At 41.7% G+C, this 23,832-nt stretch carries 25 protein-coding genes; 2 read left to right on the top strand and 23 right to left on the bottom strand.

The window, feature by feature from the left end:
• Nucleotides 1–912 (bottom strand): N-acetylmuramic acid 6-phosphate etherase, encoded by a 912-nt coding sequence (gene murQ, locus ODU50_RS04400; RefSeq protein ID WP_024400204.1) that lies wholly within the window; start codon nucleotides 910–912, stop codon nucleotides 1–3.
• A 126-nt stretch (nucleotides 913–1,038) separates the two neighbouring features.
• Between murQ and ODU50_RS04405 the strand changes: the two genes are divergently transcribed.
• On the top strand, nucleotides 1,039–1,866 hold the full coding sequence (locus ODU50_RS04405; protein WP_105152970.1) for a MurR/RpiR family transcriptional regulator: 828 nt from the start codon (nucleotides 1,039–1,041) through the stop codon (nucleotides 1,864–1,866).
• 150 nt (nucleotides 1,867–2,016) lie between these two features.
• Here ODU50_RS04405 and rpsO read toward each other — a convergent pair whose 3' ends face one another.
• The 13 genes from rpsO to ODU50_RS04470 form a co-directional block, all read right to left on the bottom strand.
• Complete coding sequence (gene rpsO / locus ODU50_RS04410; protein WP_002938849.1) at nucleotides 2,017–2,286, bottom strand: 30S ribosomal protein S15; 270 nt, start codon at nucleotides 2,284–2,286, stop codon at nucleotides 2,017–2,019.
• 203 nt (nucleotides 2,287–2,489) lie between these two features.
• Nucleotides 2,490–3,767 carry a uracil-xanthine permease family protein gene (locus tag ODU50_RS04415; RefSeq protein ID WP_024393459.1) on the bottom strand — a complete coding sequence of 426 codons (1,278 nt, stop codon included), beginning with the start codon at nucleotides 3,765–3,767 and terminating at the stop codon, nucleotides 2,490–2,492.
• A gap of 245 nt (nucleotides 3,768–4,012) precedes the next feature.
• Entirely contained in the window at nucleotides 4,013–4,135 is a 123-nt protein-coding gene (locus ODU50_RS04420; protein WP_261308592.1) for a hypothetical protein, read from the bottom strand.
• A gap of 219 nt (nucleotides 4,136–4,354) precedes the next feature.
• Entirely contained in the window at nucleotides 4,355–5,098 is a 744-nt protein-coding gene (locus tag ODU50_RS04425) for a hypothetical protein (protein WP_105105524.1), read from the bottom strand.
• Between the two features lie 67 nt (nucleotides 5,099–5,165).
• Nucleotides 5,166–6,059, bottom strand: coding sequence for a ribonuclease D (locus tag ODU50_RS04430; protein WP_105152969.1), 894 nt, complete (start codon nucleotides 6,057–6,059; stop codon nucleotides 5,166–5,168).
• Between the two features lie 32 nt (nucleotides 6,060–6,091).
• Nucleotides 6,092–6,217, bottom strand: a complete 126-nt coding sequence (locus tag ODU50_RS04435; protein WP_015647415.1) for a hypothetical protein — start codon at nucleotides 6,215–6,217, stop codon at nucleotides 6,092–6,094.
• An 84-nt stretch (nucleotides 6,218–6,301) separates the two neighbouring features.
• On the bottom strand, nucleotides 6,302–7,252 hold the full coding sequence (locus tag ODU50_RS04440; protein ID WP_023371593.1) for a YafY family protein: 951 nt from the start codon (nucleotides 7,250–7,252) through the stop codon (nucleotides 6,302–6,304).
• A 33-nt stretch (nucleotides 7,253–7,285) separates the two neighbouring features.
• Complete coding sequence (locus ODU50_RS04445; protein ID WP_105152968.1) at nucleotides 7,286–7,816, bottom strand: hypothetical protein; 531 nt, start codon at nucleotides 7,814–7,816, stop codon at nucleotides 7,286–7,288.
• A gap of 16 nt (nucleotides 7,817–7,832) precedes the next feature.
• Nucleotides 7,833–9,695 (bottom strand): AAA family ATPase, encoded by a 1,863-nt coding sequence (locus ODU50_RS04450; RefSeq protein WP_238145647.1) that lies wholly within the window; start codon nucleotides 9,693–9,695, stop codon nucleotides 7,833–7,835.
• A 171-nt stretch (nucleotides 9,696–9,866) separates the two neighbouring features.
• Entirely contained in the window at nucleotides 9,867–10,376 is a 510-nt protein-coding gene (locus ODU50_RS04455; protein WP_105152967.1) for a hypothetical protein, read from the bottom strand.
• A 402-nt stretch (nucleotides 10,377–10,778) separates the two neighbouring features.
• Complete coding sequence (locus ODU50_RS04460) at nucleotides 10,779–11,507, bottom strand: pseudouridine synthase (RefSeq protein ID WP_105152966.1); 729 nt, start codon at nucleotides 11,505–11,507, stop codon at nucleotides 10,779–10,781.
• The gene (locus ODU50_RS04465; protein ID WP_238145646.1) at nucleotides 11,498–12,124 is read right to left on the bottom strand and encodes a GNAT family N-acetyltransferase; all 627 of its coding nucleotides are present in this window, start codon (nucleotides 12,122–12,124) and stop codon (nucleotides 11,498–11,500) included. Before ODU50_RS04465 ends, ODU50_RS04460 begins: the two co-directional genes overlap by 10 nt.
• A gap of 37 nt (nucleotides 12,125–12,161) precedes the next feature.
• Nucleotides 12,162–13,325 carry an MFS transporter gene (locus ODU50_RS04470; RefSeq protein WP_105152965.1) on the bottom strand — a complete coding sequence of 388 codons (1,164 nt, stop codon included), beginning with the start codon at nucleotides 13,323–13,325 and terminating at the stop codon, nucleotides 12,162–12,164.
• A gap of 129 nt (nucleotides 13,326–13,454) precedes the next feature.
• On the opposite strand from ODU50_RS04470, the gene def reads away from it, so the two are divergent.
• Complete coding sequence (gene def, locus ODU50_RS04475) at nucleotides 13,455–14,069, top strand: peptide deformylase (protein ID WP_172029543.1); 615 nt, start codon at nucleotides 13,455–13,457, stop codon at nucleotides 14,067–14,069.
• A 303-nt stretch (nucleotides 14,070–14,372) separates the two neighbouring features.
• Here def and ODU50_RS04480 read toward each other — a convergent pair whose 3' ends face one another.
• From ODU50_RS04480 to ODU50_RS04520, 9 genes are all read right to left on the bottom strand, one after another.
• Nucleotides 14,373–15,158, bottom strand: coding sequence for an L-threonylcarbamoyladenylate synthase (locus ODU50_RS04480; protein ID WP_105152963.1), 786 nt, complete (start codon nucleotides 15,156–15,158; stop codon nucleotides 14,373–14,375).
• A gap of 59 nt (nucleotides 15,159–15,217) precedes the next feature.
• Nucleotides 15,218–15,811, bottom strand: a complete 594-nt coding sequence (gene leuD / locus ODU50_RS04485; RefSeq protein WP_105152962.1) for a 3-isopropylmalate dehydratase small subunit — start codon at nucleotides 15,809–15,811, stop codon at nucleotides 15,218–15,220.
• A complete protein-coding gene (gene leuC / locus ODU50_RS04490) occupies nucleotides 15,811–17,202 on the bottom strand; it encodes a 3-isopropylmalate dehydratase large subunit (RefSeq protein ID WP_105152961.1) in 1,392 nt (463 codons plus the stop codon). Before leuC ends, leuD begins: the two co-directional genes overlap by 1 nt.
• A complete protein-coding gene (gene leuB / locus ODU50_RS04495; RefSeq protein ID WP_105152960.1) occupies nucleotides 17,199–18,251 on the bottom strand; it encodes a 3-isopropylmalate dehydrogenase in 1,053 nt (350 codons plus the stop codon). The genes leuC and leuB overlap by 4 nt, the downstream gene beginning before the upstream one ends.
• A gap of 8 nt (nucleotides 18,252–18,259) precedes the next feature.
• A complete protein-coding gene (locus ODU50_RS04500) occupies nucleotides 18,260–19,822 on the bottom strand; it encodes a 2-isopropylmalate synthase (protein WP_105152959.1) in 1,563 nt (520 codons plus the stop codon).
• A 588-nt stretch (nucleotides 19,823–20,410) separates the two neighbouring features.
• Complete coding sequence (locus ODU50_RS04505) at nucleotides 20,411–20,644, bottom strand: GlsB/YeaQ/YmgE family stress response membrane protein (RefSeq protein ID WP_002938398.1); 234 nt, start codon at nucleotides 20,642–20,644, stop codon at nucleotides 20,411–20,413.
• 58 nt (nucleotides 20,645–20,702) lie between these two features.
• On the bottom strand, nucleotides 20,703–21,944 hold the full coding sequence (locus ODU50_RS04510) for an aminopeptidase (protein ID WP_053867420.1): 1,242 nt from the start codon (nucleotides 21,942–21,944) through the stop codon (nucleotides 20,703–20,705).
• Nucleotides 21,945–22,316: 372 nt separating this feature from the next.
• Nucleotides 22,317–22,919 (bottom strand): nitroreductase family protein, encoded by a 603-nt coding sequence (locus ODU50_RS04515; protein WP_105152958.1) that lies wholly within the window; start codon nucleotides 22,917–22,919, stop codon nucleotides 22,317–22,319.
• Between the two features lie 235 nt (nucleotides 22,920–23,154).
• A complete protein-coding gene (locus tag ODU50_RS04520; protein ID WP_161947052.1) occupies nucleotides 23,155–23,826 on the bottom strand; it encodes a LemA family protein in 672 nt (223 codons plus the stop codon).
• Between the last annotated feature and the right edge of the window lie 6 nt (nucleotides 23,827–23,832).

Here is a 23,832-nt window from a genome sequence, read left to right on the forward strand (position 1 = left end):
TTAATTCTCCTTATCCAAAATTGATTGAATTGCGAATGAAATGTGATTATGATAGTTTTCCAGAAGTTTTTTTGCCTCTATTTGATCAAGTTGACTCAACTGCATCAAGATGGCTAATTTCACGTCTTGGTTGGCTTGTTGAAAAATATGTTCCGCCTCCATCTCTGTACAGCCAGTTGTTTCACAAATAATTCTTTTTGCTCGTTGAATCAGTTTTTGATTGGTCGGTTGCACATCTACCATGAATCCTCGAAAAACTTTTCCTAGTTGTATCATCGAGGTGGTAGAAATCATATTCAGAATCATTTTTTGAGCTGTCCCAGCTTTCATTCGACTAGATCCCGTTACAACCTCTGGTCCAACCAATACTTCAATCGGAGCATCTACCAATGGGGAGATTTCCGCATCTTGTACACAGGAAATACTGGCCGTCTTTGCTCCAATTTCACGAGCATATGTGACTGCCTCAAGGACATATGGAGTCCTGCCTGAAGCAGCAAGCCCGATAACTACATCCTTCTCCGATATACCAATTTGTTGCAGATCCTCTACAGCTGCTGCTCGGTTATCCTCTGCCCCCTCTTTGGCGGCACGTACAGCCCCATTTCCTCCAGCAATAAGTCCTTGTACTAACTCTGGAGAAACTCCAAAAGTCGGCGGACACTCCGAAGCATCCAAAACTCCTAGCCTTCCTGAGGTTCCCGCTCCGATGTAGATCAGTCTACCGTCCTTTTTCAAGCAGTCAACGACTATTTCTATTACTGCATTAATTTGGGGCAGTATACGTTGTACAGCTAAAGCAACCAGGCCATCTTCACGATTAATGTAGGCGGTGATTTCCCCGATAGACATTGTCTCAATAGCAAATGAGTCTGGATTGGACTGCTCTGTATTCAATCGTTCAATATCCATCTTATTCTCCTTTCTTTTTTTGTAAACGTTTGCTATAATCGTATTATACAACTTTTGTATTATTATTTCAATATTTTTTAGAAATAAAAGAAACTTTGTAACAGACTGTGTTAGAAGGGAATCATTATGAATAGAAACATTTTAAATCACTCGATAGAGAATTTAACCCCTACCGAAAACAAATTATTGGACTATATTGAAGAAAACATCCATCGTATTGAAACAATGAATATCTATCAATTAGCCGATAACGCCGGAGTATCAACAGCTACAATCAGTCGAATCAGTAAAAAATTGGGCTATTCTAACTTTAATAAGTTAAAGATAGAAATAGCCAAATCGAAATATGATGATTTACTTAATGCTCACTTCACGCCATCAGATTCGATTGACGATATTTCTACTAAATTAATTCATTCAATAACAATTTCAAATCGACAAACCGTCAGTTTTCTAAACTTGGAAGAATTAGAAGCCGCCGTAACATTATTACAAAGCGCTTCTCGAATTTATTTATTTGGAGTTGGGGCATCAGGTATTGTTTGCAGTGACTTTTACTACAAGCTGAGTAGAATCGGTAAAACATGTATTTTTGCACAAGATACACATATTCAGATGGCTAATATTGCAACCGCTGGAAACGGTGACTTAGCAATCGGAATTAGTTATAGCGGAATGACAAAAGAAGTCGTTGAGCCACTTCGTTTCGCAAAAGAAAATGGAGTTTCAACGATAACTATCACTGGAACTGGTAAGAATCAATTAGCAGATTTAGCCGATATTACATTTAGAATCCCACGACATGAGCATGAACTTCGAGTCGGGGCTATTACATCACGAAGCAACTCACTTTTCCTAACCGACTTGCTTTACCTAGCACTTATCCAGGATCATAAACAAGAGATTACAGCTATCTTAGAACAAACAAAACATCTTACAGAAGTAATCAAATAGACCACCTGATAAATCCACTACAAAAAGCAAATCCCCTAAGCTCAATCGAATCTTTTATTGAAGCAACTCATACAATAGGGAAAAAAACAAAAAACACAGCTCAGTATACAAGATACTGGTGCTGTGTTTTTTTGTTTCTATACCTGCTAATTAACGACGGAGTCCGAGTGAGTGAATCAATTCACGGTAACGGTTAACGTCTGTGCGGCGTAGGTATGCCAACAAGTTACGACGGCGACCGATTTTTTTCATCAAACCACGGTAAGTTGCGTGGTCTTTTTTGTGTTGTTTGATGTGGTCGTTAAGGTGGTTGATTTCCCAAGTAAGTACTGCTACTTGTACTTCAACTGAACCTGTGTCGCCTTCATGACGAGCATATTGTGCCATGATTTCATTTTTTTTCTCTTTTGAGATTGCCATGATATGTTCTCCTTTGTTTTTGAGCCTAATCCGAGTGACAGGTTGGCGACCTGTAACCAAGAAAAAGCTAGATTTGTCCTTTTGGACCTCATTTATTCTATCAAGGATTGTCTTTTTTGTCAACTGATTTGAAAACTAGCTGAGTAGCTCTGCTATTTTCAAAAAAAGCCAGCTTTTGCTGACTTTCTGCTTGTATATCACATTTACTCGGCCTTTTCTGCTTTTGGCAAGATAAGATTGAGGATAATACCTACAATGGCTGAGAGGGCTGTACCTGAAAGGGTGATGGCACCGATGTTGAGAACTGCTCCACCAAGACCCAATACCAGCATTGAGCTTGCAATAATCAGGTTGCGGACTTGACCGAAATCAACACGGCTTTCAATCAAAACTTTCAAACCGTTTGAGGCGATAACACCGTAAAGTAAGATAGACATACCACCAAGAACGGCACTTGGAATAGTTGAGATAAGGGCTGTAAATTTACCCAAGAATGAGAAGGCAATGGCAATCAAGGCTGCGTTACGGATAACGGATACTGATGCGATGCGAGTCATACCGATAACCCCTGTGTTTTCACCGTAAGTCGTGTTAGCAGGTCCACCGATAAAGGCAGATACAGCAGTCGCTACACCATCTCCAATCAAGGTACGGCTGAGGCCTGGATCTTTCAAGAACTGGCGGCCGCAGATTTGGCTGAGAACGGTGTGGTCACCGATATGCTCAGCTACTGTTACAACAGCAATTGGTAAGATAGCAATCATTTCTGGACCGAAGTAGAAATTGTACGACTTGAAGGCACCTGTTTCAAATGGTAGGTAGAAACCTGGCAATTCAAACCAAGCCGCTTCCAAAACGGGTGTGAAGTCAACCAAACCAAGACAGAGAGCAATCACGTAACCACCGACAATGGCAATCAAGAAAGGAACAATCTTGGCGAAGCCTTTCCCTTTGGTATTGACAAAAGCAGCAATCAAGAAGGTTGCAATCGCCACGACGACGTTTTTCCAGTCGCCGTCTGCGACGAAGCCTGCTGAAGTCACGGCAGAGTTGGCAAGACCCAGACCGATGACGATAATCATTGGACCGATGACAATCGGTGGCAAGAGGCTGTCGATCCACTTAGTACCGATAACTTTGACAAGTGCAGCAATCAACACGTAAATCAAGCCGACGAAGAGAATACCAGTCTGAGCTGCCGACACATCACCACCCATTTCCTTGATAGCAAGGGCCATAGCTGAGATATAGGCAAAGGAAGAACCTAGGTAAACCGGCACCTTAAACTGTGTCGCTACTTGGTAAATCAAGGTCCCGACACCTGATGCGAAGAGGGCAACCGATACGGGCATACCGAGAATCAGCGGCACCAAAATCGTCGCACCAAACATAGCGAACACATGCTGGAAACTCAACAAAATCCCTTGAAGCGGTGCTGGTTTCTCATGGACATCAAACAAAAGATTGGCTTTTGTACTCATAAATCTCCCATTCTGGGTACACAAAAAGACCCAGACTTTCTAAATATACATAGTCATAGGCCCTTAATGAATTATCCTGTTGTCTTTCTCACCTCACGGGATGAGTTTAAAAACCTACGCTTTTGGTATTGTAACATAAGCCCTTACTTTTGGCAAGGAATTTTGTAAATTTTTATTTTTTAGAAAAATGGCTGAGCAGGGAGCTGACTACAGCATGTTACCCCAGTTTATTTGTCCGATAAAAATTAAGCTAATCCTCCAAACCTATACCTTATTAATTGTTTAACATTATCATCGTCTCCGATATACTTAATGATGCCAAGTAAATCCAGAGCCACCTCCGCAAACTGACCCTCACTAAAGCCCATTAAATGCTCTGTAGATTCAACAAGATGTTTTAGTCTTATCATCCATTCTTATTTGCTTTACGACTTAAATAATTGACATCATACGATCATGCAACACTTCATCTTTTAGATTAATCACCCTGATTCCCTCTTAACTTTCTCAGAATTCCTTAGACGAAAATTTATACAAAGATTCAAATCTGATACAAAAATCAATTTATTTTGTTATTTGACAGATTCCTATTGTGATTTATACTTGAAAATAGTAGCCATAAAGCTCGCATAACTTTCGCGACTCGGATCCGTTTGTTGAACTTGTTCGAGTAGATTGCTATAAAATTCTTTATCGCTCTTTTTGGAAATTGAAACAAGATTCTTCAACAGTTTGATGAGTTGACTTGTTAACGTCTCACAATCATAGTCCATATCATAGAATCTTTGGTAAGCTCTATCATATACATTCTGTTTCTCTTCCTGATTTATTTCCTCTTTTCTATCTATGAGTTGCTGATAGGTAACTTTTTGATTTAGCCAATCATTCTCAAAAGTAGTCAATAGTCTTTCAGTAGTATTTTTCTTACCATAGTAGAGCTTAATAAGCGGAACCATATCTATCCAAATAGTTTCAAGTAAAATTTTGACCTTTCGATTTTTAAAAACGATTAGATTCCCATCTCCCCACAAATAAACTCGAAATCCTTTTTCTTTAAGTTCCACAATATATTCTTCAGTTGACAATTCTGAATCCGAATCAACAACGATATACTTTTTGAGCCATTGTGGCAAACGTGGGTCATCAATTTCCCATGAACCACTTAAACTTCGTATTTCCTTCGTTCTTGTTTCGTCTCTTTCAAGACGACCAGGAATTTTTGTCCAAGTAGTTGTATATCTTTCAACTATATTTCCGTTTTGGTAATATTCATTTTGGAAACTTTCATACTTGGTACTTTTTCTTCGTTCTGTTTTATAAAGTAGCCTCATACCCTCTCTCTTATCTGTACTTTTTATGAGCTGATTGATTTCCAGTACTCATATACCTTTAAATCCATTAATACAACTTTTCCCACTGTGTTATAGAAGCAGACAAGACTGCCTTATACTGATGATAGAACTCCAATAGCTCACCTGGTGTAATAACAATGAGATTGTTCAAATTCTCTGAATTAACAATCGTCGGGGCATATAGAAACACCTCATACCCATCCTGTAAAAAGTCAATAAATTGCAGGGCATCCAGCGGTGCCGCTTTTCTCCCCTTTACCTGAACAATTGCTTTTTTAGGCTGATTTGCATTTCGAGAAAGAAATTCACACTCTACCTTTACGGTAGTAGATTTTCGAGCAATCGAATTGGACAAAACATAGTAATTATACTTGATTTGGATAAAAGCTATCACTAATTCCTCCAAGTCAAAATCAGGTAAGTTGTCCAGTAGATTTCCTTCTAAGTGTGAAATCTCATAATAATTTTCGTTAGATAGCTCATTATAGACAGCTTTAGAATACTCAATAATGACTGATTCTCGAATTCTTTGTGCTGTGCCTGCGTTAGCTCTATTAAATGTTGCTTTGATCTGTCCAGGAACCTGCGTCCCAACCTTAAAGGCTTTGACGGGTAACAAAGCTCCGTAATCTAAACGGTGATTGATTTTTGCAAAAGCAGTCCCTATTGCTCTACATATCCAGTAATTACCATCCAAGTCACGTGTCCAGAATAAATCGTCAACCTCGGTTTCCCTAAAAATATTCAATACTGGATTTATTTTATTAGAAAGGCTTTTTACTGCATTATAATAATCTAAGTAATCAACTTTTTCATTCTCACTAAAAATACCACTCCAGCCAATCGCAAGAAATTGTTCATCTGATTTCAGGCAAAATTCAATCAATTCATTACGAAATTCTGTTCCTGTTTTTAAATTAATTCTTGCTACGTATTCCATATTCTTACTAGCTCCATTCCTGTCCTTACAATCTATTTGTTCTTCAACACAACTGTTGCATTCGGAATCATTTTCGCATGCATTTCCGCAGCTGTTTTATCATAAAACGGTCCTACAATCGTATTTCCAAATTGATCTACCACAATCCATTCTTGCATATTCTTCCCCTCCTTTCAATCAAGAGTTATAGTGCTGATACATCCATTCTAATACACAGGGTAGACACATAGTGTCCCCTATATCTAATTTTTATAGTTTTCTTGCATATTTTTGAGAAAATATTTCATATCTTCTACAAGCGAACTCGGAGAAAGCACAGTTAGGGCATCTGCCTGACTCAGCAACCAACGTTTTAAGCCTGGTGTATCTTGACTTACAAATTCAATCACATTACCCTCTGAGCTTGTTTCGATAATCTTTGCTGTCGGAAATTGATCCAAGACAATGGTTGGATCATAGTTAAATCTGACTCTTATGGTTAATTCCCGTCCCATAAAAGAATCCACGCGCTTATTCCGTACCTCACCATCTCGAAACTTTTTGCCATAAGAAATAGCTGGCTTCTTCTCAGTCGAAAGTTTCCATTCTAAAATCCGATCTAACTTTAAAGTCATATAGGATGAATGTTTTAGATTATAAGCTACAAGGTAAAAGTAATGACTATCGTAGTAGAGTGACACAGGAAAAACTGTGTGTTTCTTTTCTACATTGTAGGGAGATTGGTAGCGAATATCTAATACCAATTCCTTACGAATGGCCTCTGACCATTCCCAAATCTTATCGATTCTATTTTGAGTATCTGAAAGCGGGGCATAGTTTAAGAGTTCACTGGCGATAATGGCAGAAATTTCTTTCTGCTCATCTTTCGATACCAGAGCAAATAAACTATCTAAAACAGCCTTATTTTCTTCCTTATTCAAAGCCCGATTTTCTAGCAAAATTTTAGAAATTGTCAGAATTTCCTTTTTGTTAAAAAGAGACTTCCCTTTTAAGAAGCGAGTATGGTACTTTGAATCATAGGCTAACTCCGCTGCAATCATCGGCTGACTTTCGATAAATCCTCCTAGAAGGGCAAAATCTCTTTGAATAGTCTTCTCACTAACTCCAAATTCATCTGCCAACTGTGACTTTTTTAGATGTGCTCCTGATTGTAAACGTAAAAATATAGTAAGTAATCTTTCCTGATCGTTCATAGAAACCTCAATTCTAAAAAGATTATAACACTCTTAACAAGTCAAATTCAATAAATTTCCTTGGTAAAGAATCTTGCTCAATGCGTCATTTGAATTATCAAACTCACAACCTGTTACCAGTAATTTTCCGCCTGTTTCTAGATAACTTTCCAAAATTCTTGCCAACTTCTTCAGAATCGCATCGGTACTATTATAAAATTCTTCAATATTTTCAATCATCACAACATCAAATTCTTCTAGAAAATGAACATTTTGTACTATTTCTAGCGCCAAACTGACTCCAACTACTCGTTTCACTTTCCTATTCATCTCTCGATAGTAAAATTCTATGTGGTCAACAAAGCTCCTTCTGATGTGATCAACATCTGAAATAATGTATAAAAGTTGTCCGATATAGCTCTTTTGAGGGATTCCAAAAAAATCGCTCACTTCCCGATTGATGCTGTCAAAAGAACTTCTCACCTTGGTATCCGAGTCCAAATTTCTGTATAGCAAATCGATAAATATTTCTAAAATTTCCATATCATTAAATACAGCATTTTCTTTTAAAACATTATTATTCATGTACATTTCCTTTCTTCTATCCCTGTAATCCAAAACCTATTAACCGTTGAGTTGATTCCAACTCTGATAATTCTTGAATGGCGTTCTTAATATCAGCTTCTATTACGACATTCATCTCTGTTTCATCCAAATCCCTCTTACCTATCCTTTCCATTACCCGAGTCGCCTGTTGATACAAGATAGCTTCTATTAATTTACGAACATAGCGTCCATTACCAAAATGTTCATTTCTAACACGACTCGAAAAGTGCGAGCGCAATGCACTCTCACAGCTTGATTCAATGGAATAGCCCTTATTACTCAACATCATTCTAAAAATTTCACACAGTTCGTCCACAGAGTAATCTTCAAAATGAATGATTTTTGAAATTCTAGATTGTAATCCTGGATTCGTCTCTATGAAATTGTGCATCAAATCTTTATAACCGGCAAAAATAACAACTATCTCATTGCGACGATTTTCCATTTCTTGAATAATGGTGGGTATAGCTTCATTGGCAAAATCTCTTTCACTCTGTGGAATCAGACTATAAGCTTCATCGATAAACAATACACCGCCACTTGCGCTATCAAACACCGTTTTTATTTTTGGCGCTGTTTGACCAACATATTCCCCAATAAGATCTGCTCTTCCAACCTCTACTATCTTGTTTTCTGCGATCAATCCATGTTCATACAGGATTTCTGTATAAAGACGAGCTACCTCTGTCTTACCCGTCCCTGGATTTCCTGTGAATAACAAGTGCCCATTACTTTCTTCAACATGATAGCCTCTTTCTTTCCTCAGTTTCGATAGTTGTTCAAAAGCAACTTGTTGTCTGATTAATTTTTTTACAGATTGAAGACCAATCATTTGATTCAGCCTCTTCTCAGCTTGGCCACATTTACTTTTAGATTGTTCCTTTTGCAAACTAAAGTGACACAGATCCAGCAATCCATTTTCTTGACAATAATTGGTTGCCACCGCATATTCATGAATTCTCTGAACCATTCGTCGAATATCTTTTGCATTGATGAGATTTGAAGCCTTTTCTACATACTCCCTAACAATTTTCTTGTCTATACTAATTCGTCTTTTTGCTAATAGTTGAATAGCAATTTCAACCAGTTCGTCATTTGTATAAGGAGGAAACTCGATTCTATTTACATTATAGTATTCCTCCTGTAATTCCATTTCTATTTTTTTAGCTTCTTCAGTCGATTGAGCAATTAGAATACAAATATTATTCTCCTTCTTTGTATTGATATTAGCGAAAAGTTCTAATTTAGGACGAGCTCTTGCTTTTAAATAGTCATAAACAACTGGAAATTGTTTTTCTTCAGTCTTAGGAAGAAAGTATTCGCTACAATGAGTATCAACTGCTTTCAAGTCGAACAAGCGTTCTAAATATTGGAGGGCATATTTTCGTCCAGTCCCCTTTTGACCGTTGAAAATTAAGAAAAATGGCTCTTTCGTATGCGATTCTAAATCGTTTGATTGGTAGTCTAAATAGTTTATAAGATGCTGAATGCTATTTTTAAAGTCGCTGAGACCAATCATATTTTCTGACAACACATCTGCATTCGGAGTAAGACCTTGCTTATCTTCCTTTGATTGCTTCAATAAGAAATAACCAAATTCACCCAAATTTTCACGCCCAACTTTTTCAATAAAATCATCCTCATTTATTGAAGAATAGTCGTCTAAATAGACATCCACTTTCCAAAGTGATTGAACCTTTTTTGCTATTTCTCGTTTTGTATTTGCAGCTCCCGTTACAATAAATAAATCTTCTTTTTCCTTCAAAAAATACATCCAATTATTTTCTTGTGTAAAAGATTCACTAGGTCGCTCTAGTTGCTGTACATCTCCCATTAGTTTTATGTGATAATAATTCATCTTTACCCCTCTATTCTGACGTTCTCTATAAGAAGTATATAAAAATAGATGGACAAAATATGTCCATCTATTTTATTAAATTTATTTACAATCCCATCCTACTTCATCTTATTAGGAGAGGGTCTGTCTATGATTTTCAACAGAGTAAAATCATATTTAAAAAGTTTTTCACTAGCCCACACTCTTTATCCGTTTCTTAATCTTCTGACCAAACTCCATCATTCTCCGCTTTTCTTCTGGCCAGATTTTAGTCACGCGGTCAACAGCGATTATGAAGATGATTACCGCAGCATAGTCCTTGGCTTTTTCAATCAGACCAACACTTTCAGCAACTACTAAAAGTAGATAGAATGTGAATAAAATAGTTCGTTTGGGTAACGCCATCAAAAACTCAATCCCTGCCTTATAGCCCAGATAAATCTGCCGATTAAGTCCTTTGGCCTTTTCCAAACGACGATTGAGAAAGGCACGAATCCGCTTGTAAAACCAATCCGAAGTCAGAAAAAGTGACTGGGCACCAATTACAATCAAAGAAACATTATTGGCATGTTCTTCCTTAAGCCCTAGCGCTCTAGTCACAACGTAGGTCCAATCACCATTATCAATACAGATAAAAATAGTAAAATAAACAACCGCTCCCGCTACTATAACAAGGGGAAGGGCACGGATATATTTCAACATAGAATAACCTCTCTTGGACAAATCTTAGAACCTATATTCATAAACAAAGTGTTCTTATGCAAGAAATCGTTTTTGCTCATCAAGGCAATTTTTTGAAGGAATACTTGACTCTATCATCATTTAGTCTCACTTTATTGCTTCGACGAGTAAAAAGCTCCTGTGGCTGTTTTCGCCTACCACCTAATTGGTCAGGAATTTCCTTTCCTTATCTCCACCTTCAAACACTCCAATGGAAGCGATGAATTATGAACACAGGTTCTTATATATATTGTAATATGTTATACCAAATACGGTCAAGCAGGGGCTAGAATTTCAGATACGACAACTGTATATCCTTAGCATTTTTTACTTACCCCAAAAAGAAGAAGACCTCCAATCGGGAGCAAGTCTCTTCTATTTTATCTATAATTCCACACCAAAGACTTCTAATTGCTTTAATTCGGCAGCAGTCAACCTGCGGTATTCTCCAAGCGCTAATTTTGGATCTAAGCGAAGAGGCCCCATGGTCAATCGTTGCAAGTCTGTCACCGTCTTTCCACAGGCCTGCACCATGCGTTTGATCTGGTGAAATTTCCCTTCTCGGATGGTGATATCAACGAGCGAGGTCTGCTTAGCTTCATCTGTAGAGAGGATGGACAACTGGGCTGGTTGACAGGTAAAGTCTTTCAGCTCAATTCCTGCCGCAAATCGTTCGACATCCTCTTGGGTCATGATCCCGTCAACCTGTGCTCGGTAGAGTTTATCAACATGCTTTTTCGGAGAAAGCATGGCATGAGCCAGCTGACCGTTGTTGGTCAAAAGCAAGAGACCGTGGGTATCGATGTCCAAGCGTCCAACAGGAAAAACTTCCTTCTGGCGAGCTGTATTATCTAGCAGGTCCAAGACAGTCCGATGACGGTCATCCTCCGTGGCTGAAATCACACCCTTGGGCTTGTTTAACAGATAGTAAACAAAGGTTTCATGACTCAAGACCTGACCTGCTACAGCAATCTGGTCTTGTTTTTCGTTAATCTGCTGTTTTGGGGAGGTTTCTACTTGGCCGTTGACTGTAACTTGCTTGTTTTTCAGGAGTTTCTTGACTTCTGTCCGACTGCCAACACCGCAATCCACTAAAAATTTATCTAATCGCATACGACTTTCTTTTCCATTTTGATATATTCTGCTTGCTTTTCTATTTCTGTAAAACCAAGAGCATGAAAGAGTTTTTGGGCAACTTGATGAGAGCTAGCAACTGTCAGTTTGATACTAGCTGGCTGAACATGCTCTACTAAATAGTCTTCAATAGCCTGATAGAAAGCTCTGCCATTTCCCTGACCTGTCAAAGAAGGTTTCATACCCAAATGAATGTCAACGGTCTCGCCATCTTGGTCAATACAGAAATAGCCCATGAGGGCGGCATTGCGGATGACTGCAAAAAAGCGGTCCCCACGCGCCTCTGGTGAGATCATCTCAGCATAAGTCTCGGGGTTTGCACTAATCGTATAGGCATCCAAAGGTGGTTGATAGCGCCATTGATTAGCAATTTCCAATGCCAGATCCTGGGGCAGGGGCATGATGTAAAAATAATCCATTCTTCGGAAATTTTTTGCCAAATTTTTAATCCGACGGTTTTGGGTGGCGTAACTATCTGTCTGATAGACATAATCCGCATAGCCCAACTGATAGGAGGGAATCATGTCCTTAAAAATCAACTGAACATCCTCGGGAAAACGTAGTATTAATTCATTTAAACGGTTATTTTCTAACATAAATCCATTATAGCAAAAAAGAAACGGAAATCCGCTTCTATTTCTTCATTTGTTGGTAAATCAAACCAGCACTAATCAAGGCACAGCCGATGGCGTAAATACCAAAGGCACCTGTTGGGGTTGGGTTGAGTTTTTCCAGATAAGTCGGCAAGATAGCAGATGTCGCACCGCCGATATTGCAGCCCATAAGGACGATTGTCATGACCGCATTGAGTAAGGCCTTGGGTGCACGGTCTGTTACCTGACTAAAGACAATGGTTAGAATGATGCTGTAGAAAAATCCTGACACCATGCCACCGAGTCCCAGCACCCAGAGATTATCCGCAAAGGCAATGCCGATAACCGCGAGTCCAAAGACCACGTAGGAAACAGCTAAAAGCCAACCCTTCAAACGACCAACCAGGCTACTAAAGACCGTCCCTGCCACAATCCCCATGACCTGCATAAGACTGAGAATGAGACTGGCTTGCTGAGCAGTACCGATGCCCTTGGCTAAAACAATCTGAGGAATACGAATGGTCAGGAAGGTATTGACGTTGATAACAAAGAAGGCTAAGAATGCCAGATAAATTCCCATCATCCACATGGTCTTGTCCAGTTTGACCTTGGGCGCGTTCTCCTCAACCTTTACCTCCATGCGAGCCAGCAATTCCTCCTTGGGAACAAAGAGAAGGAAGAGAGCCAAGATGACCAAGGCAAAAAGGTAGACCAAGAAGGCAGGTTGCCAACCAAACTGGGTCAACCAACCGACAAGGAGGGTAAGCCCTGCGCTTCCCAAAACCTCTGCTGAACCACGCAAGCCCATCATCTGCACCCGCTCCTGACCGGTGAAAAAATTACCGATGATATTAATAGCACGCGCATTGATTAGGCCAATCCCCAAACCAAGCAAGATGCGAGCCAATAAAATCAGAGGATAAGCAGTTAGAAACATGGGCAAAGCTCCGCCGATGGCCATAAGCAAAAGCCCTGCAATGATAATGTTTCGTTCAGACAAGAAACGGACAACTAGACCGTTTGCCAATAGAGTAACCATAATAGCAAAAGAGGTCACCGTAATTAAGTTTTCCACCTGGGCCGCTGCAATTCCCTGCTGGGCAAAATGCTCAATCATCTGTGGAATAGCTGGCGAGACAGCAAATGTCGAAACCAGCATGGTGGACAGGGCCAGCAAACTGGCTTTTTCTAAAATTCTTTTCATTTTTCTCCCTTTCAACGTTCATCTTTTACTAGTATAACAGATTTGAAAGCGAATGGATAGAAAAGTCCGACTTTTATTCTCTCCCATTTCATGCTATACTTATCTTAACTATATTCAAAGGAGAGAATCATGTCTGTTATTGAACGATTGACAAAAGCTGCCCATTTGATTGACATGGATGACATCATCCGTGAAGGGCATCCAACCCTACGCCAAGTTGCCGAAGAAGTTGCATTTCCTCTATCTGATCAGGAAATTATTTTAGGCGAAAAAATGATGCAATTCCTCAAACATTCGCAGGATCCTGTCATGGCTGAAAAAATGAAACTCCGTGGCGGAGTTGGTCTAGCAGCACCTCAGATTGACGTTTCCAAACGCATCATTGCTGTCTTAGTCCCAAATCCAGAAGATGAGGAAGGCAATCCACCTGCCCAAGCCTACTCTCTACAAGAAGTCATGTACAACCCTAAAATCGTGGCACATTCTGTCCAAGAAGCTGCTATGGAAGGGGGCGAGGGCTGCCTATCCGTTGACCGCGAAGTCCAAGGCTACGTAGTCCGCCACGCGCGTGTGACTGTTGATTACATGGACAAAAATGGAGAACCACACCGTATCAAACTCAAAGGCTTTAATGCCATCGTGGTCCAACACGAAATCGACCACCTCAACGGTGTCATGTTCTACGACCGCATTGACCCAGAACACCCATTTGCCGTTAAAGAAGGCATGTTGGTGATTGAATAAACATAAGAAACTGACTGAAATTATTTTCAGCCAGTTTTTTTCTGGTACGAAAAAACGACCCTTTCGGATCGTTCCTATTTATAGTTTATAGTCTTCAGTTTTCTTTTAGTACTCGCTCCAACTATCTGGGAGATAGTTGAAGACTGGAGATAGTGCGAACCAAGTTCGCTTCAAAAGCCGCAGGCATAACTGGAGTACGGCAAGGTGAGTTCAAATAATGATAAAATTATTTGAAGTTGGAAATACGGAAACGGAGTTTCCTCGTTCGTCGAAGTAATAAAAGATAAACTGAATGACTATATCTTAATAATATTCCCCTTGTCTATAGTCCCAAGAGTTGAAGCGGTCTGACAAGTGCATCATGATTTTATCGATGTCCAGACCCTTACGGATGACAACTGGGCATGGGCTGATAGAACGGCTATCTGCACCTTGTTCTGGAATCAGTTTACCATCTTTATCTACCATAGACACCATAACCCCTTGCTCATAGCGGGTTTCGATAGTCTTGTCTGGCTGGATAGATGCCACGTAGTCATCCGCCTCGATAATCAAGTCCACCTTAGAAGCAATACGCTCACCGATACCTTCTACCTTACCACGATTTCCCTTACCTGATGGGTTAGCAGATGAAGCGTAGACCATACGGCCTTCTTTTTCCCACATTTCCTTAGCAATTTGCTCGCCAGCCACACCAAACTTGATAACAAAGCAAGAAGTACCACGAACGTCTGTCATCAACTCTTCACGACCATCGCCATAAGCCTGCAACTTGGCATAAGCCTCTGGTTTCCAAGGCAGGATACAACCCAACAAAATGTCCTCATCCCAATGTTTTTGGTAGAAAGCATCAATCTCAGGAGTCAACTGAGCCAACTCACGAAGCTCCTCCATACTGCCACAAAGAACCACGCCCGGCTTATTACGCTTGCGCTCTTTAGCGTCAAACTTACGCTCCAAGCCAGCCTTGTCAGATGTCATGATGATGTAGCCAACCTTAGTCGGGCAGACAATCACACCTCCCTCACCCTTGATAATGTCAAGACCTTCTTGTGAAAGTGTGCCATCCCAGTGAACTTGTTTCGTCATAATAATTTCCTCTTTTCTTTTGTTTCATAGCAGAGCGACCTGCTTGTTTTCTAATATTTTTAGTTTTGCCAGTAGCTTGGTCGATTCCCCTCATACTCAGCAATCAAATCCTGATACTGTAATGTAATACCAATATCATCCAAGCCATTGAGCAACTTGTGTTTCCAGTCCTGTTCGATGTCAAATGAGAATTCCCCAAAAGGCGTCCGTATCAACTGGTCTGCCAAGTCAACCGTGATTTCTTGGTCAGGAGCCAACTGAGCCAATTGGTCCCTGACTTCTTTTGGCTGGATAATGGGCAGAATCCCATTGTTCAAGTCATTGTTGTAGTGAATATCCCCAAAGGAGCCTGCAATGATGACCTTGAAGCCATAATCTGCCAGAGCCCAGGCAGCGTGTTCCCTAGAAGAACCTGCTCCGAAGTTATCCCCAGATATGAGGATACTAGCTCCTTGATACTCAGGCTGATTGAGAATGAAATCAGGATTATCCGTGTAGTTATCATCCAAGTACCGCCAAGCATAGAGCAGATACTTGCCAAATCCTTTTTTGTCAATCAGCTTGAGAAACTGCTTGGGCAGGAGCTGGTCGGTGTCAATATTATCATTCATGAGCGGAACGGTTGTTCCTGTCCATGTGGTAAATTGGTGCATTAAACTCCCTCCTTGAGAATGTCTAGCTGTCTAGTGTCGACAAATCGTCCAAAAAGCGCAGCTGCGGCAGCCATAGCAGGACTACACAAGTGGGTCTTGGCCCCAAAGCCCTGTCGGTCTTCAAAGTTTCGATTACTTGTAGAGGCGCAGTGGACACCAGCAGGTACCTTGTCTGGATTCATACCCAGACACATGGAGCAACCTGGATCTCGCCATTCAAAGCCTGCCTCCATGAAAATTTTGTCTAGCCCAAGCTTTTCTGCAGCTCGCTTGACAGGGCGACTACCTGGAACGACAATGGCCGTAACCTGCTCTGCTATTTTCCGCCCCTTAACAATCCTAGCTGCCAGCTGCAAATCGCTGAGGCGAGCATTGGTACAAGAGCCTAGGAAGACATAGCCAACGGGAATGTCCGCAGCCTTTTGCCCTGGAGCCAAGTCCATGTAAGCGTAGGCCCGCTCGTCGTTGTGGTCACGGATGGCTGGGAAGGTTTCGTCAAAGCTAACCCCCATAGCAGGCGTGGTCCCCCAAGTGACCATCGGTGCTAAGTCCGACACATCAAGGACTAGATGCTTGTCATAGACGGTGTCGGCATCTGAGTAGAGCTCCTTCCAGTCTGCCACCGCCGCCTCAAAGTCCGCTGGTGCACACTCACGACCTCGCAGGTAGTCAAAAGTGGTCTGGTCTGGAGCCATAATGCCCATCTTAGAGCCGAACTCAATGGACATATTGCAAATGGTCATCCGTTCTTCCATGCTGAGTCGGTCGATGACTGGACCAGCAAACTCCACCACATGACCCAGTCCACAATCCACGCCGTAGCGGGCAATCAGAGCCAGGATAAAGTCCTTGGCATAAACACCTGCTTGGGCCTGACCGACAAACTCCACTAGGAGCCGCTTAGGTTTGACCTGCCAAATAGTCTGGGTAGCGAGAACGTGCTCCACTTCAGAAGTTCCAATCCCAAAGGCAATGGCTCCAAATGCTCCGTGAGTCGCCGTATGGCTATCCCCGCAGACAATAAACTTACCCGGCTGGGTCCGACCTGTTTCTGGTCCAACCATGTGGACAATCCCCTGATGTTCCGAACCGTGGGCTGCGTGGGGAATGCCGAAATCTTCTATATTCTTCGCCAAAGCATCCATCTGAGCCTTGGAAATGACATCACGGATATTATGAATATCGACGGTTGGTACGTTGTGGTCAAAGGTCGCAAAGGTCAAGTCTGGGCGCCGAACAGGTCGCCCTGTATCCCTCAATCCTTGAAAGGCCTGGGGACTGGTCACCTCGTGGACATAATGCTGATCGACATAAAGGAGCTGGGGCTGACCTTCCTGACCTATAATCACATGGCGATCCCAGAGCTTATCGAAAATGGATTTGCCACTCATGGTGACCTCCTTTCAAGCTGTTCAATAATGGCCGCGGTCATTTCTTTGGTGGATGCGGTCCCACCTAGGTCTTTAGTGAAAATGCCCTGTGCAAAGACCGCTTCAACTGCCTGGCGAATGGTCTGACCTGCTTGGACCAAATCAAAACTTTCTTCCAGCATCATGGCAACAGATAGAATCATGCTGACAGGATTGGCAATGCCCTGACCTGCAATATCTGGTGCCGAACCATGGATAGGTTCGTAGAGACTGGGACCTGCCACCGCATGACTAGCAGAAGGCAGAACCCCTAGCGTTCCTGTTAATACGCTGGCCTCATCCGACAAAATATCTCCGAAAAGATTTTCCGTCACCAAGACGTCAAATCGACTAGGATTGGTAATCAAAAGCATGGCTGCACTATCCACCAACTGGTGCTCCAAGGTCACATCTGGGTAGTCCTTAGCCACCTCATCCGCTACCTTCCGCCACAATTTTGACGTCGCCAGTACATTTTGCTTATCAATGCTGGTGACTTTTTTTCGTCTTTTTTGGGCTAGGTCAAAGGCAGAGCGGACAACCCGTTCAATCTCTTCTGCCTGATAGGTATTGCTATCGCTGGCTTGGTCTGTCTCCAGAATATGCTCTCCAAAATAAATCCCACCTGTCAACTCCCGTACCATGACCAAATCCACACCATCCAGCCGGTCGGCTTTCAGAGGAGAATAGTCTTTCAGGCTATCAAAAATTTTGACCGGACGGATATTAGCAAAGAGACCCAATTCCTTCCGAAGTTGAAGCAGACCTTGTTCTGGTCGAACAGCTGCATCATCATATTGAGGGCTACCGATAGCTGCTAACAAAATCGCATCCGCCTGACGGCAGGCTTGTAAGGTAGCATCTGGTAGAGGATGGCCAGCCGCATCAATCCCAGCGCCACCAAAAGCTCTCTCCTCAATCTCATAATCAAATCCTACTTGCCCAGCAACAGCCTCGAGGACTGCTAGGCCAGCTTCCATGATTTCAGGACCGATTCCATCACCAGCCAAGGCTACAATTTTTTTCGTCATATTTCCTCCTAGATGTGGGGCATGTCCTTCTCAGATAGTTTCTTATCCATCTGACCACTATTTTCTTTTTGCACCATGATATTGGCATGAATATAGGCAATTGCAGAAGCTTTCAATACGTCAAAGTCAATACCAGAGGCGTTAAAGACGGTTTCCGTTGCCTTGTTTTCTACGGCGACAAGCACACGCGCTTGGGCATCAATTCCATCGGTAATGGCATCGATATGATAACGTTCCAAACTGATCTCTTGGTGGAAGAATTGGTCAATGGCATTAAAGACAGCCTCAACCGAACCCTTGCCAGATTCCACAACAACCACTTCTTCCTCATCTTGATTGATAAAGATGACCTGAGCCTGAATACTGCCGTCAGACTGACTATCCAAACGCAAATCTTTAAATTGGAAGCCATCACGATTGCTGATTTCTGTACCAGCTACCAAGGCACGGATATCTGCATCCGTGATTTTTTCTTTCTTGTCTGCAAGGTTTTTAAAGCGAGCAAAGAGGCCCGCAACATCACTCTCTTCAAAATACAAGTCTAATTCTTTCAGCTTTTCCACAAAGGCATGGCGACCAGATAGTTTACCCAGTGGCAGAGAATTTTTCTTGACCCCTACCAACTCAGGTGTAATGATTTCATAAGTCAATGGATTTTTCAAGACACCATCTTGGTGGATACCTGACTCGTGAGAGAAGGCATTACCACCAACCACCGCCTTATTGCGTGGAATGGCAATCCCCGAAAAGCGAGATACTAATTCCGAAGTATTGAGCGTTTCCTTAAGAACAATCGGACTGGTCACATCATAGAAATCTTTCCGAATTTCAAGGGCAACAGCTACTTCTTCAAGGGCCGCATTTCCTGCCCGCTCACCGATACCGTTGATAGTTCCCTCAACACGACCGGCACCATTTTTAATAGCTGAAAGGGTATTGGCAACAGCCATACCTAGATCATTGTGGCAATGCGGACTGAAAATAATCTCACGGTCCGATTTGACGTTGCTTGTCAAGTAACGGAAAATTTCTCCGTAGTGCTGAGGAGTCGTAAAGCCGACTGTATCTGGAATGTTGATGTAGGTCGCACCAGCATCTACCGCTGTCTGCACAACTTCTAGCAAATAATCCAACTCAGTCCGCGTCGCATCCTCTGGCGAGAACTCCACCACCTCAAAACGCTCACGGGCATAGCTGACATGTTCAGTGATTTGCGCCAAAATTTCTTCTTTGGACTTTTGAAGTTTAAATTCACGGTGAATGGGACTGGTCGCAATGAAAACATGGATCTGCGGATACTTAGCATCTTTCAGTGCCTCATAACAAGCATCAATGTCTGATTTGACTGACCGAGCCAAACCTGTCACAGCCGTCTTGGTCATAGCCGCCGCAATCTGACGAACCGCTTCAAAAGAATCAGGACTGGCAGCTGGGAAACCCGCTTCAATGGCAGAAATCCCCCATTTCTCCAACTGCTTGGCAATGGTCACTTTTTCCTTGATAGAAAAATTCACACCCGGCGTCTGTTCACCATCCCGTAAAGTCGTATCTAAAAATTCAATCGCACGCATAAGAATACCTTTCTAAACAATACAAACTTCAATACTATCGTCTTTTAGTTTGCTTTTAGTACTAAGCAACGAACCGCAGGCATAACTGGAGTTAGGCAAGGCGAGTTCAAATAATGATGAAATTATTTGAAGTTGGAAATAAGGAAACGAAGTTTCAAACTACCACTCTTTTAATGAAAGGTGGTAGGCTGAAAACCTCCACTGGAGCTTTTCAGTCGTCGAAGTAATAAAAGTAAACTAAATGACGATAAAAAAGAAAACACCTCGAGGATTCCTACCTGCGAGATGTTGTCAACAGCGCCCGCTTGGTAAGCCAAACAGGACTAATGCTACCTAGTGCACTAGCCCGACCGTCGCAACAACAAAGCAAAAAATTTTGTAGTGACAGGTTTCATTTGACTTTTTCCTTTCAGTGTTCTGGAACCTGTTTTTACAGGTTCTTAATTGCTTACTATGATACCTTACTTATTTTCACTTGTCAACAGAAAAATGGAAATTTTCTGAAAAATCCGAACAATGCGGCAATTCACGCAAATCCCTCCACAAATAAAACCAAACCTCATCCGAAGTTTGGTTTTACAGTTCATTTTAATTCCGTCTGGAACTGCTAAAAATTGCCACTAACAATACTGCTCCAAAGACTGACGGTACCAGGGCCATACCAGCAAATTGTGGTCCCCAATCACCAAAGAGCAACTGTCCAATCCACGAACCAGCAAGCCCAAGGATAATATTCCCCAGACAACCACGACGGTCATCTGACGAAGTAAGAGCACCTGCAATTAAGCCAATAATGGCACCAGCGATAATACTTGTTAACATCTTGTTTTCCTCCTATTCTTACAAAATAAGACTGGTTGCCCAGTCTTATATAATATCATTAGATAGCCCACTCACCGTCACGGAAGATTGGTACACGGGTACCGTCTTCACGGATACCGTCAATGTTCATCTTGTTTGAACCAATCATGAAGTCCACGTGAACATCTGAGCGGTTGAGACCAGCTTCTTTCAACTCTTCTTGGCTCATTTCTGTACCACCTTCGATAGAGAAGGCATAGGCTTGACCAATCGCCAAGTGGTTTGAGGCATTTTCATCGAAGAGGGTGTTGAAGAAAGTCACACCTGATTGAGAAATCGGGCTCTTGTCTGGCACAAGGGCAACTTCACCGAGACCGCGTGCACCGGCATTGTCAAAGACCAATTTCTTCATGACTTCGTCGCCTTTTTCAGCTGTTACATCCACGATTTCACCATCTTTGAAGGTTACTTTGATGCCTTCGATGATGTTACCATTGTAGCTGAGTGGTTTTGTTGACGTTACATAGCCATCTGCCACACGGTAGTCAGGTGCTGTGAAGACCTCTTCTGTTGGCATGTTGGCAATAAAGTGTTCACCTTGGGCATTGACCGAACCAGCCGCTTCCCACAAGTGATTCTTCGGCATACCAAGAACGAGGTCAGTTCCTGGTGCTGTGTAGTGCAATTTGACAAACTGCTCGTCGTTAAGGACCTTAGCCTTAGCCACCAAGCGTGCCTCATGCTCTTCCCAAGCCTTGATTGGATCTTCTTCGTAGATACGGCAAGTCTTGAAGATTTGATCCCAAAGGAGGTCCACTGCCTCTTCGTCAGACGCTGCATTTGGAAAGACTTTTTTAGCCCATTCCAAACCAGAGGCTGCACCAAGTGTCCAACTAACCTTGTTAGCTTGCGTTGCTTGACGCATTGGCTGCAAAGCTTGACTAAGTGCACGAGCGTTGCGAGACAATTTCTCTGGATCAACACCGTCGTAAGCTCCTGGATCTTCAGACAAGACAACCAAACGGCTTGCCTTGCGCTCCAAAAGGTAGTTCATTTCGGTGATGCGTTGTGGATGAACTTGTTCCAAGAGCTCCACATCAACATTGACCAAACGTTCACGCGCAATCACATCGTCCAACCAGTTGACCAAGACTTCCTTAGCACCGTGAGCATAAGCTTCTTTGACAATCAAACGAGCCAACTCAGCCTGATCTACTCCAATTGTCAATTGAATCGTGTGACCTGGTTGCACATTGATACCTGTTGAAACCAAAAGTTTAGCATATTTAGCGAGATTTTCTTTAAAATTTGGTAATACCATCTTTTTCTCCTTTGTACTTTGAAATACCCTATTATTGTATCATATTTTAAGCTAGACAGATAAAAAAACTTCCTGCTGATACAGGAAGTTGGAAAGGTTAGCTCTGGGAGATAGTTAGAGCTGGGAGATAAAGCGAACGGAGTCCGTGTCAACAAGCCGAAGGTATACCCCCGCTCCTCTCTTGTTTTAAGGGAGCAGAGTGTAAAGCTCCAGTGGAGCTTTACACTCACCAAGGTAAGCTGACAACGGATATTTCCAATTTTCGCAGGGTAAAGTTTTCAGTTTACTTTTAGTACTAGGCAACGAGCTGAAGGCATAACTGGAGTTAGGCAAGGCGAGTTAACGACGTAATAAAGCGAACTGTAAACTTTACTAGTTACCAAAAACCTTTACACGGTCCCCATCCGCCATATAGTCTTTCTCTGCTGCTGGAGCTCCGATGCTTCCGAATGGTGCTTGTGCACGGAGTTTCCAGTTAGCTGGGATACCGTATTTTTCAGCAACTTGTGCATCAACCAATGGGTTGTAGTGTTGTACGTTCATGCCGATGTTTTTCTCAGCGAAAGCCAACCATACTGCGTACAAGTTGATACCGTGAGCTTGTTCAGACCAGATTGGGAAGTTTTCTGCATAAAGTGGGAAGCTTTCTTGCAAGCCTTTAACCACGTCTTGGTCTTCGAAGAACAAGATAGTACCAGCACCTGCCGCAAAACCAGCTAAGCGACCTTTTGTTGCTTCAAAAGCTTCTGCAGGTGTTACTTTTTCCAATTCGCTGTAAGCAATTTCGTTCCAGAAAGCATCTGATTCAGCTCCGAAAAGTACAACTGCACGGCTTGATTGTGAGTTGAAAGCTGATGGAGATTCTTTCATGGCTTTTTCTACAAGCGCTACTACTTCTTCGTTTGATACTGGCAATTCTTTACCAAGTGCATAGATAGAACGACGAGTTTCTTGAAGTTTTACAAAGTTTGACATAGGATTTCCTCTTTTCTAATTGTTACTACATAGTAGTTTTTATCACTATATAGGGATTGTATCATTATTACTAAGTAGTGTCAAATTCCTAGTCTGACTTTTTTATACTCCGTGAAAATTAAGATAGTTACAGCAGATAGTCTGATTTTCATAAAGTAGTGACAGAGAATTTACAAAAAGATGGCAAAAAAAGCCTATCAAATACTTAAGATACATTGATAGACCCTTCTTTATCTTATAGCCCCAACATCTCGTCTGTAAAATCAGTCAGCGAATGTTCCTTATAAAATTCCAAGTCCTTCAGGCGAATGATTTTGGCAATGATGCTAATCGGAAACTGATGCAACAGAGTATTGAAGTACTCAACCTGCTGATTGTATGAAATCTTCCATTGTGCTAAATTATTTTCTGTTTCAAAAATTTCATTCAGTAACCTTTCAATATGTTTATTGGCCATCAATTCCGGCATTTGACGCAAAAATTGACCAAATTCTTGTGAACTTTCAATCTTGGTGGATTTCATAACAGTTTTTTCTTCAACCGTTCGAATTTTGGAAACGGATTTATTGATGTCCAAAATGGTTTCTTTTTCAAGATTCTGGTGTTTTTCAACCAAGCGGTTTGCTTTCTTCATCAAGGCCTGATTGCGCTCTTCAATAACAACGATATGACTTTTACTAGCTTTCGCGGCTTGTTCAGCCTGACGAAGCTGGTTATACTTCATAATGATATGGAGAATGAAACTCGTTAGTATACCAGCAATCACAGTAAAACCTGGAAAAGGTTCGTAAATACCTGATGATGATTCCGGTGTGGCAAAAGATAAGATCAATGTCCACAAGATAGTAGAAAGCAGTACTAGACCAATTCCTTTTAATAACTCAACTAAAATATTTCTTTTTTTCATCATTTC

The organism is Streptococcus sp. 2020WUSS084 (assembly GCF_044427445.1).
GTDB lineage: Bacteria > Bacillota > Bacilli > Lactobacillales > Streptococcaceae > Streptococcus > Streptococcus suis.

Excerpts from the sequence above, each read along its gene's own strand:
- leuD (WP_105152962.1), bottom strand. The coding sequence starts at position 15,811 with ATGCACCAATTTACCACATGGACAGGAACAACCGTTCCGCTCATGAAT.
- ODU50_RS04520 (WP_161947052.1), bottom strand. The coding sequence starts at position 23,826 with ATGAAAAAAAGAAATATTTTAGTTGAGTTATTAAAAGGAATTGGTCTA.
- ODU50_RS04430 (WP_105152969.1), bottom strand. The coding sequence starts at position 6,059 with ATGGAATACGTAGCAAGAATTAATTTAAAAACAGGAACAGAATTTCGT.
- ODU50_RS04505 (WP_002938398.1), bottom strand. The coding sequence starts at position 20,644 with ATGTTAACAAGTATTATCGCTGGTGCCATTATTGGCTTAATTGCAGGT.
- rpsO (WP_002938849.1), bottom strand. The coding sequence starts at position 2,286 with ATGGCAATCTCAAAAGAGAAAAAAAATGAAATCATGGCACAATATGCT.
- ODU50_RS04465 (WP_238145646.1), bottom strand. The coding sequence starts at position 12,124 with ATGTTAGAAAATAACCGTTTAAATGAATTAATACTACGTTTTCCCGAG.
- leuC (WP_105152961.1), bottom strand. The coding sequence starts at position 17,202 with ATGAGTGGCAAATCCATTTTCGATAAGCTCTGGGATCGCCATGTGATT.
- leuB (WP_105152960.1), bottom strand. The coding sequence starts at position 18,251 with ATGACGAAAAAAATTGTAGCCTTGGCTGGTGATGGAATCGGTCCTGAA.
- ODU50_RS04450 (WP_238145647.1), bottom strand. The coding sequence starts at position 9,695 with ATGAATTATTATCACATAAAACTAATGGGAGATGTACAGCAACTAGAG.
- ODU50_RS04435 (WP_015647415.1), bottom strand. The coding sequence starts at position 6,217 with ATGCAAGAATGGATTGTGGTAGATCAATTTGGAAATACGATTGTAGGA.
- ODU50_RS04460 (WP_105152966.1), bottom strand. The coding sequence starts at position 11,507 with ATGCGATTAGATAAATTTTTAGTGGATTGCGGTGTTGGCAGTCGGACA.
- ODU50_RS04470 (WP_105152965.1), bottom strand. The coding sequence starts at position 13,325 with ATGAAAAGAATTTTAGAAAAAGCCAGTTTGCTGGCCCTGTCCACCATG.
- murQ (WP_024400204.1), bottom strand. The coding sequence starts at position 912 with ATGGATATTGAACGATTGAATACAGAGCAGTCCAATCCAGACTCATTT.
- ODU50_RS04515 (WP_105152958.1), bottom strand. The coding sequence starts at position 22,919 with ATGTCAAACTTTGTAAAACTTCAAGAAACTCGTCGTTCTATCTATGCA.
- ODU50_RS04425 (WP_105105524.1), bottom strand. The coding sequence starts at position 5,098 with ATGAGGCTACTTTATAAAACAGAACGAAGAAAAAGTACCAAGTATGAA.
- ODU50_RS04440 (WP_023371593.1), bottom strand. The coding sequence starts at position 7,252 with ATGAACGATCAGGAAAGATTACTTACTATATTTTTACGTTTACAATCA.
- ODU50_RS04455 (WP_105152967.1), bottom strand. The coding sequence starts at position 10,376 with ATGTTGAAATATATCCGTGCCCTTCCCCTTGTTATAGTAGCGGGAGCG.
- ODU50_RS04420 (WP_261308592.1), bottom strand. The coding sequence starts at position 4,135 with ATGGGCTTTAGTGAGGGTCAGTTTGCGGAGGTGGCTCTGGATTTACTT.
- ODU50_RS04510 (WP_053867420.1), bottom strand. The coding sequence starts at position 21,944 with ATGGTATTACCAAATTTTAAAGAAAATCTCGCTAAATATGCTAAACTT.
- ODU50_RS04445 (WP_105152968.1), bottom strand. The coding sequence starts at position 7,816 with ATGAATAATAATGTTTTAAAAGAAAATGCTGTATTTAATGATATGGAA.
- ODU50_RS04405 (WP_105152970.1), top strand. The coding sequence starts at position 1,039 with ATGAATAGAAACATTTTAAATCACTCGATAGAGAATTTAACCCCTACC.
- def (WP_172029543.1), top strand. The coding sequence starts at position 13,455 with ATGTCTGTTATTGAACGATTGACAAAAGCTGCCCATTTGATTGACATG.
- ODU50_RS04500 (WP_105152959.1), bottom strand. The coding sequence starts at position 19,822 with ATGCGTGCGATTGAATTTTTAGATACGACTTTACGGGATGGTGAACAG.
- ODU50_RS04480 (WP_105152963.1), bottom strand. The coding sequence starts at position 15,158 with ATGACGAAACAAGTTCACTGGGATGGCACACTTTCACAAGAAGGTCTT.
- ODU50_RS04415 (WP_024393459.1), bottom strand. The coding sequence starts at position 3,767 with ATGAGTACAAAAGCCAATCTTTTGTTTGATGTCCATGAGAAACCAGCA.